This is a genomic window from Candidatus Accumulibacter necessarius (assembly GCF_036625085.1).
In genome coordinates this window covers 759,688-772,056 of record NZ_JAZKUM010000001.1, presented here as the reverse complement: position 1 = coordinate 772,056, position 12,369 = coordinate 759,688, and the positions used below count along the sequence as shown (strand labels likewise).

Genomic DNA, 12,369 nt, shown 5'->3' with positions numbered 1-12,369 from the left:
GCCGGTACGGCAGGCGGCGGCAGGCTGCTGACGGTCAGCGCTAGCGGCGCAGGGCGGTCACTGCGGACAACCGCTGCATGCCCGATCCGCAAGCCTCAGCGAATCCTCCATCACGCCGACGGCGACGTCGCTTGGCTCCTGCCGGGCCTGGCCGGACGCGGCGAGAAGCGCCTGCAGCCTGTCCTGCCGGGCCTCGTCGCCAAGCGCCGCCAGGCTGGCGACCTCCTGATAGAACTGCGGCAGATCGTGATTCTGTCTCGCCAGCAGCACCTCGAAGGCGGGCACCAGCTCGCTATAAAGCGAGAGCGAGGCGAATGTGGCGTTGTTCGGATCGTCGCCCAAGAACGCGTCGTAGCCTGCGTAGCCGCCCCAGGCGACCTTCAGCCCGGCGTAGTCGCGCCGCAGCGTGGCGAGCAGCCCGGCCTTGGCGACACGCAGCTCGCTGATCGAATGTGGGCTTTCGTAGAGCGCCTCGAACCGCTTGCCGTAGTCGCGCAGCAGCGCCGTGAAAGCGGCCTTGCGCGCGCGCTGCAAGGCGAAGGCGGCGCGCTGTTCCGGCGTCGCGTGCCGCGCCAGCCAGCGCCGCAGACCTTCGTTCTCCACCGCCGTGGCGAACGATTCGTTGAACCGCGTATCGCCCTGCACAAAGACGACCTGATGGGCCAGCTCGTGAAACACCGTGCGCGCGACTTCCAGCGGACCGAAGCGCAGGAAGGTGTTTAGCACCGGGTCATCGAAATAGCCGAGCGTCGAATAGGCGGGCACGCCGCCGACGAAGGTTTCGTAACCCTGCTGGCGGAGTTCCGCGGCCAACTGTTCGGCGTCCCACCGGTCGTAGTAGCCCCGGTAGCTGACGCAGCCGACCACCAGCAGGCACCAGCGCCTGGCGTGCAGAGAAAACTCGGGCGCAGCGAACACGTTCCAGACCACGTAAGGCCGCCCAAGGTCGGCGTAGGCGCGATAGCTGTCGTTGTCGGGCAGGCCGAGCTCGCGGCTGGCGAAGTCGCGTAGGGCCTGCACCTCCGCCAATTGCTGCCGCAGCCGCGGATCGCTCGCCGGGTTGCCAACGAGGTCGCTGATCGGGGTGGCAACTCGCATGACCTCGAGGTGTCCGCTGATCGCCTGGGCGTAGTAGCCGAGGTGACCGCAACCGGTCAGCAGCGCGGCCAGCAGCAGCGGCAGGTGCCAATCACGAAGCCTGTTCATCATGGCGGAAACGGCCGCTTTCGAGGAACGCGGCGATCTGCGCCGCGCAGCGCCGCGAGGCGAGCATTTCCGAGTGCGCCACCGGCAGGGTGATGAAGTCGGCTGCGCCCGGCAACCGCGTCTCCGCCAGGGCCACCACACCGTCATTGGGCAGCGGCAAGCCGGGCAGCAGGCGACCCAGTCCAACGCGACGCGTCCCGGCGAGTACCCCGATCGCCACTGCCGATCGTGGCGCGCTGGCCGTGGCGCCAGAGGTCTGCGACAGCCATTGCATGATCGAGCGCCCGAGCAGTGCCGGCATCCCCGACAGCGTGGCCAGTCGTCGCGCGCAGTGGCTGCCCAGACAGGGGGTGCCAAGGAGCACCACCCGGCGCAGGCGCGGATCCGGCGCTTGCGCCAGCATCTCCAGGATGACGAGACCGCCGAGACTGTGGCCGACCAGATGGATGTCCGCCGCGCTCGTTGCCGCGATCAGGCGCTGCAGGCCCTCGGCGTTCTGCGCCAGGGTTGCACGCACGCTCGGATAGCCGAAACGCAGCGTGCGGTAGCCGCGGCGCTGCAGCCAGTGGGCATGCAGGCTGAAAACGGCGGCCGGGGTCCACAAGCCGTGCACCAGGATCACCGTTGCCGGCGTCGGGCGATGCGCAGACCTCGCCGCCGAATGCAGCTGCCGTTGCTCGGCAACAAGGGAATCCTTGGTGATGTTTGCTTCTTTCACGACAAAGGACAGGAGCCACGTCGGCTACGCCCCTCCAAAGAGCCGCTGCCTAAGCCCACCATCCGGTTGAACGGCAAGCCGCATACCCATCGCCTTCAGGCTGGCGGTCAGGTTACGCAATTCAGGCTTGCCTTGTGGCGAGAGGGTGCGATAAAGCGTGGTGGCGTTCAGCGCCGTCTGGTCGGCCAGTCCGGCGACCCCGCCAAAAGCCCCGGCCATATAGCGAAGGGCGGTCAGCAGTTCGGCCTGGTCGCCGTCTTCCAGAACCGCGTTCAGATACTCGGCCGCAAGAGCCGGGTCTCTGCAAAAATTCTCGATGGTCGCATCCTCATGCGCTTTTGATTTGCCGCTCATCATGTGCTCCCTTGCCAATCTTGCCAGTACTCTGCCGCTCGTTCGATACAGGAGGCACCATGTCACATATCGCCAAGCTGTTCAAGAATGGCCGCAGTCAGGCGGTTCGCCTGCCTGCCGAATACCGTTTCGATGGCACCGAGGTCTATATCCGGCGCGACCCGGAGACGGGCGACGTCATCCTTTCCCGCAAGCCGACAACGTGGGACGGATTTCTTGCTGCGCTCACGGACGCCAACGTTCCGGCAGACTTTCTGGCTGCCGGGAATCGGCAACAGAACGCGCAAGACCGTGACCCGTTTGACGGGTGGAAAGAATGACCCGGTACATGCCGGACACCAACACGGTGAGCCACCTGATCAGGAAGCATCCGGCTGTTGTCCGGCGTGCGCTGGCTGTTCCAGTGGCGGCTGTCTGCATCTCCTCGATAACCGAAGGTGAGCTGCTCTTCGGACTGGCGCGACGGCCTGAAGCGAAACGCTTGCATACAGCGGTGCGGGAGTTCCTGCGCCGTGCAGATGTGCTGCCATGGGATAGTGGAGTTGCAGAGTGCTACGGAGCCGCCCGTGCGGCGATGGAACGGCAGCGCGAGACGCTCGCGGGCCACTCGACCTACTGATCGCATCGCACGGTCTTCACGCAGGGGCTGTGCTGGTAACAAACGACCGGGCCTTTGCTCAGGTCAATGGGCTCAAGGTGGATCAGTCACTCCGGGCGAACAGCCCTCGCTCGGATGCCCGAGCGAGGGTTGCGCAGACGTCGAGCGACGGTGGTCTACCTGTGCCCGCGGGGCCAGCCGCGCGCGTTGCGCGCCCGCTCGATCTCGACCGACTGGCGCGCCGGCAGGATGATGCCGCGCTCGGGCACCATTTGCATGCAGAAGAGGTCGGCGACGCCCTGGACGGTATGGTAGGGGTCGCCAGGCCTCGTCCCAAAGCGCGTCTTGATGCAGTACGTCGCGCCGAGCGGCACGTTCGGCGGCACGCTGAAGTGGCACTCAGCCGTCTTGCGGCCGCCCTTCTTCTTGGTCGCAGCGGGCAATACCACCCCCTCCCTGCACACCTGGAAGGTGGTCTCCAACTCGAATCCGCCGGTGTCGTATCCCGTGACCAGGGTCCACATCGCACCGTGCATTGCCTCGGCCGTTCCGTTGACCATCGTGAACGAGAAGGAGCACGTCCGCTGCGAGTCCGACAGGTCCGAGCACGGAGCAACATCGTAGAAGCGAACCGGGTTGGAGGTGATGCGAACCGGTTGAGCGACCCGTACCTCTCCTGCCATAACGCCTGGGACGTCGACCCAGTTGGAAACGGTCTGGTACTGGCGTGCGTGGGCTGACACCTGATAATCACCTGGATAGAAGAGGCCTGAATCGGCGTGGAAGAAGGCGTAGTGGCCGTTCTCGTCCGGATACGTGTCGGCAACGTAGTCGTACCCGCCCCAGTAGTTCTTGATCATCAACTTGACGTAGGTGTAGGGCTCGAGGTTGCCTGGCAGGGCTTTGTTGGTCACCGCATCGACGACCAGACCCGAGATGGAAGCGACTCCCACGAACGGCTCGAGCGGAATGACCCCGAGGTCCACGTTCTGGCCGCTCAGGACCGTGACGGCGGCTCCGTCCGCTGGGAAGTAGATGGGCTGGATGTAGGTCAAGGCTTGCGTGGCCACCCGGACCCGGAACTCGCCTGCGTAGATGCCGTCGAATCGGAAACCACCCTGCTCATCGGTCGCTGTGGACTCCTGCCCATAGCACCCGTACCAGAAGCACTGCTCCAGAATCACCGACGCAAAGGGCGTCTGCGTCCCGGGGAGTCCGGCGCCGGTCTGCGCGTCGACGATCCGGCCCGAGATGGCGTTGGGTCGGATCGGGACCGTCAACCCAGTGAGATCGTAGGTCCCCGAGTTTTCGTGCGTGCCGTTATAGGCCGGGTCGGGATCCCCGGTGACCGCAAGGACGACAATTCCATCGGCAGGCACGGTGACTCGGATGATGGGCGCCCCGTAGTACACTGGGCCGGTGCCCTGAACCAGGTTGCAGGCGCCATCGAACCAGGCGAGATTGCGGATGTAGAGGAAGGGTTCGGCAGTCGTGTTCAACTGGACCTCGAACTGGTCCCCCGGGGTGCCGGTGAACCGATAGAAGTCGATGTCACCGGCTGCGAGGTCGGAGGTGAAAGAGGCCACCGCAGGAAGACCCCCCAGGTTCTGCGCCGTCGCGCAGGTGTTGTCGCCACGCTCCACAACGACGACGGGCGGCGTCTGCGCCCAGGCCAAGCCAAAGAGCAGGCGCGCGCAAAGCCAGAATACCGCGAGGCGAATGACACTCCTCAGGCCGCCAGCGGTTAGTGAAGTGATGTGCATGGAGTCCTCCCGTAGGTATTTGTGAGTGTTTCTTGATGAGACGATTGGCTGGTCTTTCGGCGCCTCGAAGGGCGCGAACATACGGTACGGGGGCGTGCTGGCTGACCGAGAAAAGACACCCCCGTCCTGCGGCAGCCCCTTGCCCCACCCTCCTGGCCGCAAGGACAAAACACCTTACAGCCATATCCACTATAGACAACCCTCAGGCGCAATCAAGCTCAGAATGAATTTTTCGCTTTCGTGCCTGGCTGCGGTTATTCAGAGCCGACTGTACTCACTCGGCCTCCGCCATTTCCGGTGTTCTCTAACCTGAATCTAGCCGCCGAGTCGCAAGCGCATAGTCATCAATGGCGATCAGGTATCGAGGGTAGAGCCTGTCCGTGGTCGGCCCAGTTCCGGGGTCGTCGCGACGCGTCTCCATACCGTGTCAGGGGCGGCGACGGCCGGCGAAACTTCCTTGTCGGCGCTGCTGCTGTGGGTGGCGCTGGCCTCGCTGCTTGGTGAGGAAGTGCCGGCACGGGCGGCAACGATCGGCGATGTCCTTGTCTCGTATTCCGCCGACGGCGCGCCGAGCCACGCGAGTAGGCTGACTCGACAGGCAACTGAGATGCCCGGCCGACAGAATCAACGCACACGCTTCGAAGGCGCAACCTTGGTTGGCGGGATTGTGAGCGATCTGCATGTGCGACAAGACATCCGTCCAGTCCTGTCGCGAGTTGCAACCCATTGACCGCATTCCGCTTGATATAACGCGTCGATTCACTACACTGAAGCCAATGGACAACAGCGTTTCAAGCCTGCGGCCGGGGGCGGAACGCGGCACCTGCGGCGCCGGGAGCGCCACTGTCGACCGGCAACGCCTCACCGACGTTCAAGACAAGGGAGATAGCCATGAAACCGATCCCGTACCACGACGTTTTCCTCTCTCACCGCTTTGCCGATCGCGACGCGGTTCAGCAATTGCATGACCATATCGAGCGTGACCTCGGGCGCTCGGTGTACGTTGACTGGATCGAGCGACCGGACCTCGACCGGTCGAAGGTCAGCCCCGAGACCGCCGAGCACTTTCGCGAGGTCATGCGCGCCTGCAGTTGCCTGATCTTCTACGCCGGGCCGAACGCCGCCGAGTCCAAGTGGATGCCGTGGGAACTGGGCTTTTACGATGGCCGCCAGGGAGCGCGGCGGATCGCCATCTATGTCGATGACCTGGCGACCTTCGAGCCCGGTCAGCAGGAATACCTCGGTCTGTACAAGCGCTGGTGGATTGACCGCCAGTCGTTGCCGGGTTTTCTCGAACAGGCGCTGGACGATACCGCCGCGATGAACAGTGCCACCTATGACCAGTGGCAGCGCCATGCCCGGAAGATTGCACGCGACCCGGTCGATTACGCGATCTCGCTCGTGCAGTGGTGCTACGGCGCTTCGGCGAATGCCCTGATCGATCCGGAGCAGATGCAGGCCAGGGGGGACGAGCAGCCGGAAGGCCCGCTGCGGGCGCCGGCAGCGCTCTATGCGCCGTGGTACGAAATGCTGCGCCAGCAGCAGGCGTGGTATGCCAACATGCGGCAGCAGTGGCGAAACGTGCGGCGGACGCTGCCCGCCCCGGCGCTGGCGGCCGACGGTGCCGCCCGTAGCTCGGCCAACTTCGCGGACCCACGGGCGTGGCTCGGCATGTTGGCGGTCCCGGCCTGGCCGATCGGCAACACCGGTGCCGAGGCCATGGCCACGGCTGCGACCGAGGCGGCACCTGCGGCGCCGGGGCCGTTGGCCTTGCCGCCATTCCCCGTCCCTGGCGATTGGCTGGGCCAGTTCGAGAAGATGGCCGCCCAGATGATGCCACGTCCGGAAGCCCGGATCACGTGAACGCGCACCGCCCGGCGGATCTTCGCTGGTCTGTGTCCAACCAGGAGACAGACCAGCCGCGGCAGGCCTTTTTTGCCGGGGCTGCCCGGCGAGGCCCGAAAGCCGTACCATGAGGGCTGGCTGCCACGCGCCGGACGCGTGATTCCACAACCACTCGCAGGAAGGAGATAAGCATGTCCCCACGCACTTTTCGCATCCGCGGTTCAGCAAGCGACGTACAGCAGCGCCAGTGGTCGACGACCGACCAGGTCAGCGTTCGAACGGTGAGGCGGCTGACGCCCGGTCGAGCGCGCGACGGGGTGACCGGTGAGCTGGAGGTGGCGGCCGACGAAGTGGTGCGGGTCGAACTGGACAACGGCTTCGTCCTCTGGAGTCGGGCCGACGATATCGTGCGCGATTACGGCCACCAGTCCCTGGCGCGGGACGGCGGCGACGCATGGGAGTTCGGCACGCTGGCGCCAAGCCGCGAGCCGACGGACGCGGCCCGAGACGAACGTGGCCTGCTCGGCCTCGGGATCAAGGTGCTGGAGTTCTTCGGCATCGATCTCAAGGCGAAAGCCGCACGCACTCTGGGCTCCGTGCTCGAGGAGAAGCTGCTCAAGGATCACCCGCCCGGCTTGTACCGCTGCTCGCTGGACGACACCTTCGCCCTCACGCCACTCGCCGACGACGAGCAGATTCCGGCTGCCGACGGGCCGATCCTGCTCTTTCTGCACGGCACCGCATCGAGTTGCGCCGGTAGCTTCGGCAAGCTGTGGGCGCCGGAAAACCGCGAGGGCAAGGTGGCCCGCGAGCGCTTCCAGGCGCGTTACGGCGAGCGCGTATACGCTTTCGAGCACCGCAGCCTGACCGAAAGCCCGCTCAGCAATGTACTGGCACTGGTCGAGCGCCTGCCGCCCGCGGCGGAGGTGCATCTGGTCAGCCATTCCCGCGGCGGGCTGGTGGGCGAATTGCTGTGCCTCGGCAGTTGTGAGCAGCTCGATACGATGCTGCCCGCCGGCCGTCTGGATGCCCTGTTCGCCGCCGACCACACGATCGCCGAACAGATCGGGCTTTCACCGCTCGACGAAGAAGCGGCCCGGGCGCGAGACCAGGCCTACGACGACGACAGAAAACGCCTCGCGAAGCTCATCGAGTCGTTCAAGATGAGGCCCATTGACATCAAGCGCTTCGTGCGCGTCGCGTGTCCGGCGCGCGGGACCACGCTGGCATCGGGCCGCCTCGACCGCTGGCTTTCGGTGCTCGATTTCCTGGCCGAGAAAACCGCCGGCGACGGCTTGTTCGCCGATGGCGTTGACTTCCTGCTGGCGGTGGTCAAGGAGCGGACCGACCCGCGCACGCTGCCGGGGCTCGAGGCGATGATGCCAGGCTCGGCGCTGACGCGGCTGCTGCAGCAGCCGCAGCTCGTCAGCCGTGCCGACCTCACGGTCATCGCCGGGGACATCGAGGGCGAATCGCTGTGGCAAAAGATCAAGATCGTTGCCACTGACTGGTTCTACAGCGCCGACCATGACCTGGTGGTGAATACGGGTTCGATGTCCGGCGGCCTGCGCCGACCCGAGAAGGGCGCCCGCTTCCGCAAGGATCAGGGGCCGGACGTCAATCACTTCAGCTATTTCGCCAATGCGCGCAGTGTGCGCTGGCTGGTCGCCGGACTTGGCCGCGCCGATGGCGACGAGGCGGGTTTTCTGCCGATCGCCCTGGCACAGAAGGAAGAGCCGCGCTGGCGCGACGCCATTGCCCGCAGCCGGGCGGCCACCGCCCCGCGGCCGCTGGCGGTGGTGCTGCCCGGCACCATGGGCAGCCATCTCACAGCCGGCGGTGAGCAGGTGTGGCTCAACTACTGGTCACTGTTGCGCGGCGGGCTCAAGAAGCTGCGCATGGGCCAGCCGGCAATCGAACCGACCGAGCTGGTCGACGATTTCTACGGCCCGCTACTTGAGTTCCTCGCCCGAACCCACCGCGTCGAGTTCTTTGCCTACGACTGGCGGCTGTCGGTTCGCGATGCGGCAGCGAAGCTCGCCGCCAAACTCGACGAGTGGCTGCCGGCCGCCGAGCGTGACGGTCAGCCGGTGCATCTGGTCGCGCACTCGATGGGCGGCCTGGTGGTCCGCTCAATGATCGCCGACGGCGGACGTGGGGCGGCCCAATGGGCGCGAATCACCCAACTGCCCAACAGCCGCCTGCTGATGCTGGGGACGCCGAACCTTGGCTCCTACGAAGCGGTACGCTGGCTCACCGGCTTCAACCCGACGCAGGCCAAGCTATCGCTGCTGGACATCACCCAGAGCACCGACCAGATCGTCGATCTGGTGCGCGACTATACCGGACTGCTGGAACTGCTCCCCTTCGCGCCGAAGGATCCCGATTTCGCCGATCTGAATCGCTGGAAGAACATCAAGGAGACCACCCGGGCACACTGGCAGACGGCCGCGGACGACAAGCTGGGCAGCGCCCGGCGCACCTGGCAACTGCTGCGCGATGCCGCGCCCGATCCCCGCTACATGCGCTACGTCGCGGGCTGCCAGCCAGTGACCGTGGTCGACTACCAGTTCGCCGATTACGACCAGCCATGGCTGGCCGGCCGCAAGCGCCTCGCCTTTCTCGCCACCCGCGAAGGCGACGGGACGGTGACCTGGGCCTCGGGCGCCCTGCCAGGGGTGCGAACGTGGTACGTGGAGGACACCGCGCACGATGCGCTGTGCGCCCGGACGCAGGCATTCACCGCTTATCTGGATCTGCTGACCACCGGCAGCACGACCCGGCTGCCGGAGTCCCCACCTGCCCGTGCGCGCGCGGCGGCGGGGGAGCCAACGCATTTCCTGCTGCCGTCCCTGCCCCCAGCCGATGGCGTTCCCGGCGAGGCCGACCTGCGCAGCCTCGGTTTTGGCGGGGGACTCCCGCCGGCGGTGTCGGACCAGCGTCCGGCCGCGCCGACGATCGAGGTCAGCATCACGCACGGCGACCTGAGTTACGCGCGCTACGCCGTGCTGGTCGGCCACTATCGCGGCGACACCATCGTCAGTGCCGAGGCGGCGCTCGATCGTCAGCTGGACGGCGCACTGTCGCGCCGCCTCGACCTGGGCGTCTATCCAGGGTCGATCGGTCAGCACGCCCTGTTTTTCAACAAGCGGCCGAGCATGAAGCCCGGCGGTGCGATCGTGGTCGGCCTCGGCCAGGTTGGCGAGCTGACCCCAGGCTTGCTGGAATCGTGCGTGCGGACAGCGCTGCTCGACTATGCGCTGCAGGTCGTCCAGTGGCCCGACCAACGCTTCGGCAAGGCCGGCAGCGCGCGCTGCGCCGCGATTTCCTGCCTCCTGGTGGGCACTGGCGCCGGTGGCATGACCGTGCGCGACGCGCTCGAGTCAATCCTGCGCGGTGCGATTGCGGCCAACCAGCGGCTGGTCGACACGCAGATGGACGAGCAGGTGACGATCGACAAGATCGAGTTCCTCGAGATCTACGAGGATGTGGCGATTGCCGCCTGCGAGGATCTGCAGGCCGTGCTGCGCGATGGGCAACTGGCCAGCGCGGTGCGCTGGCCGGGCCAGACCATCGAGCGGGGTCAGGGGGCGAAGCGACGAGTGCGCTTCGATGAGGCCCCCCAGTGGTGGCATCGGCTCGAGATCGTCGAGGAAAAGGATCGGCGCGACGTGCTGCGTTTCATCTTCGCGACCGACCGGGCGCGGGCCGAGGAGACCCTGGCGAGCGGCCAACTGGCGCTCGCCGAGTCCTTCATCCGCCGGGCTTCGCAATCGGCGAGCGCCAACCCGGAAGCCGCCCGAACGCTGTTCGAGATGCTGTTGCCGCTGCGGCTGAAGGAAACCGCGCCACGCCAGACCGACCTCGTCCTGCTGGTAGACGAGACGTCAGCGCGTTATCCCTGGGAGCTGCTGGAAAACCGCTGGAGCGACAGCGGCCGCCCACCGGCGGTGGGCGCCGGTCTGCTACGGCAGCTCAAGACACGCGACTTCCGGGCGCGGCCAGCGTATGCGATCGGGCCAAAGGCCCTCGTGGTCGGCAACCCGGACATCCGGCAATGGGAAGACAAGTTCAGCGACCTGCCGGGCGCCCGACGCGAAGCACAGAGAGTCCATGAGCTTTTCAGTGCCGGTGGCTACGAGTCCCGTGACTGCATCGACGAGAATGCCGCTGCCATCCTGGAGTCCCTGCACCGGGATGCGTGGCGCATCCTCCATCTGGCCGGGCATGGGGCACACGAGTTTGCGCTGAAAGAGCCCTCCGAACAGACCTGCAAGGCGTGCGGCCAACCCCCGCCGGCGCGAGACCGGCTGGTTTCGGGGATGGTGATCGGCAAGGAAGCTTTCCTGACGCCGGGCGATGTAGAGCAGATGCGCTGGGTGCCCGAACTGGTGTTCATCAACTGCTGCCATCTGGGCAAGACTGGCAGCGATGGGGATCTCGACCGAGGCGCCCTGGCGGCAAACCTCGGCGTGCAGTTCATCCGCATGGGCGTGCGTGCAGTAATCGCCGCCGGTTGGGCGGTGGACGACGCGGCCGCCCTGACCTTCGCCGAGACTTTCTACGGCCGCATGCTCCAGGGTGAGTTCTTTGGTGAAGCAGTTCGCGCGGCACGCGAAGAGGCTTGGCAACGCCACCCCGGCGTGAACACCTGGGGTGCCTATCAGTGTTATGGGGATCCCAACTACCGCCTACGCAAAGACAGTCCGGCCCGCTCGGTGTCCGCACGTCCGTACCACGCGCCAAGCGAACTGGTCGCCGACCTCGACAATCTGGCGAGCGATTTCAAGGCTGGGCAAAGCCAACCGGAAGCCGAGTCTCAGACGGGAGACCAGATCGCCCGCTTGCTGCAGCGCATCCCGCAGTCCAGGCGCGATGCCTGGCTGGCACGCGCTGACGTCGCCGCCGCGCTCGGCTTCGCCTGGGGCGAGGCCAGACAATGGACGCCGGCGATCGAATGGCTCGACAAGGCGATTGCGGCAGGGAAGGCCGACTGCCCTCTGCGAGCGCTGGAGCAGAGCGCCAATTTCAAGGTGCGGTTGGCGGCCGAGGAATGGCTTGCCTTGCGCAACAGTGCTCCCGCCGACTGCGAGGAAAGGCGCCTGGAAAGGGTCAACCGGATCGAGCGCGCGATCGCCGAGCTGGAGATCGTTTGTCAGCGCGGCGAGACCGGGGAGCGGCTGAACCTCCTGGGGAGCGCGTTCAAGCGGCTGGCACTTGTCGAGACCCAACGCGACCGTCGCCAGAAAGTGGTCGCGAAGATGGCTGCTTACTACCGCCGCGCGTTCGATCTGGGCAATCGGGATGACTTCTACGCCTTCACCAACTGGGCAAGCGCACGATTGCTGGCCCTGCTTCTGGATCCGCTGCCAGCCGGCGAATGGCAGACCGACCTCGAAGCCGAAGCCGCGCGCGTGACCGAAGCGCTGGAGCGCGAGAGCGAGAAGGACCCGGACTTCTGGAAGGCGGCCGGGCGGGCAGATCTGGATCTGGTGCTGCTGATCGCACGCTGCGCGACAGCTTCACAGGCCGGAGAAGGCGGCGTTGCTGCCCATGCGATGTCCCCGGAGTGTGCCGCCCTGGAGGAAGCGATCATCGAGCGCTATGTCAATGCGATCAAGCGCGGCGCGAGTCCGCGCGAACGCGGATCGGTGATCGAGAACCTCGAATCGTTGATCGAATTGATCGGCCAGTCACCGTCTTCTCTGGCCGAGGCGATCCGCCGCATCCGGGACGCACTGTAGAGCTCTTTTACCCTTGCGGCGGTTTCTTTTCCGGGTCACTGCCGCCGGACGCGCACTGATCGCGGTGCAGTGCGCCGGGCCACCTTGCCGACTCTCAGGAGCAACCGGGCCGTGGCAGCACCCGCCGACCGCGCGGGCGCT

General features: G+C 66.1%; 8 protein-coding genes and 1 pseudogene. 5 read left to right on the top strand and 4 right to left on the bottom strand.

The genetic code is table 11. From position 1 onward, the window contains the following. Positions 1-57 precede the first annotated feature (57 nt). The 3 genes from V5B44_RS03840 to V5B44_RS03830 form a co-directional block, all read right to left on the bottom strand. Positions 58-1,098 carry an aminopeptidase gene (locus tag V5B44_RS03840; protein WP_434735395.1) on the bottom strand — a complete coding sequence of 347 codons (1,041 nt, stop codon included), beginning with the start codon at positions 1,096-1,098 and terminating at the stop codon, positions 58-60. A gap of 91 nt (positions 1,099-1,189) precedes the next feature. Next, positions 1,190-1,924 carry a lipase family alpha/beta hydrolase gene (locus V5B44_RS03835; RefSeq protein WP_332357785.1) on the bottom strand — a complete coding sequence of 245 codons (735 nt, stop codon included), beginning with the start codon at positions 1,922-1,924 and terminating at the stop codon, positions 1,190-1,192. A 24-nt stretch (positions 1,925-1,948) separates the two neighbouring features. After that, positions 1,949-2,281 (bottom strand): DNA-binding protein, encoded by a 333-nt coding sequence (locus tag V5B44_RS03830; RefSeq protein ID WP_332357784.1) that lies wholly within the window; start codon positions 2,279-2,281, stop codon positions 1,949-1,951. A gap of 56 nt (positions 2,282-2,337) precedes the next feature. Here V5B44_RS03830 and V5B44_RS03825 point away from each other — a divergent pair, with 56 nt between their 5' ends. Then, positions 2,338-2,598 carry an antitoxin gene (locus V5B44_RS03825; protein ID WP_332357783.1) on the top strand — a complete coding sequence of 87 codons (261 nt, stop codon included), beginning with the start codon at positions 2,338-2,340 and terminating at the stop codon, positions 2,596-2,598. Continuing rightward, positions 2,595-2,980, top strand: a pseudogene (locus V5B44_RS03820) (type II toxin-antitoxin system VapC family toxin); the annotation flags it as partial. The gene V5B44_RS03825 and the pseudogene V5B44_RS03820, both read left to right, overlap by 4 nt. 72 nt (positions 2,981-3,052) lie before the next feature. Here the strand turns inward: V5B44_RS03820 and V5B44_RS03815 are convergent. Beyond that, positions 3,053-4,639 (bottom strand): MSCRAMM family protein, encoded by a 1,587-nt coding sequence (locus V5B44_RS03815; protein WP_332357782.1) that lies wholly within the window; start codon positions 4,637-4,639, stop codon positions 3,053-3,055. A 457-nt stretch (positions 4,640-5,096) separates the two neighbouring features. Between V5B44_RS03815 and V5B44_RS03810 the strand changes: the two genes are divergently transcribed. The 3 genes from V5B44_RS03810 (at position 5,097) to V5B44_RS03800 (ending at position 12,228) form a co-directional block, all read left to right on the top strand. Further along, a complete protein-coding gene (locus tag V5B44_RS03810) occupies positions 5,097-5,369 on the top strand; it encodes a hypothetical protein (RefSeq protein WP_332357781.1) in 273 nt (90 codons plus the stop codon). 161 nt (positions 5,370-5,530) lie between these two features. Beyond that, positions 5,531-6,502 (top strand): TIR domain-containing protein, encoded by a 972-nt coding sequence (locus V5B44_RS03805; RefSeq protein WP_332357780.1) that lies wholly within the window; start codon positions 5,531-5,533, stop codon positions 6,500-6,502. Between the two features lie 173 nt (positions 6,503-6,675). Next, entirely contained in the window at positions 6,676-12,228 is a 5,553-nt protein-coding gene (locus V5B44_RS03800) for a DUF7379 domain-containing protein (RefSeq protein ID WP_332357779.1), read from the top strand. The last annotated feature ends 141 nt before the right edge of the window (positions 12,229-12,369 follow it).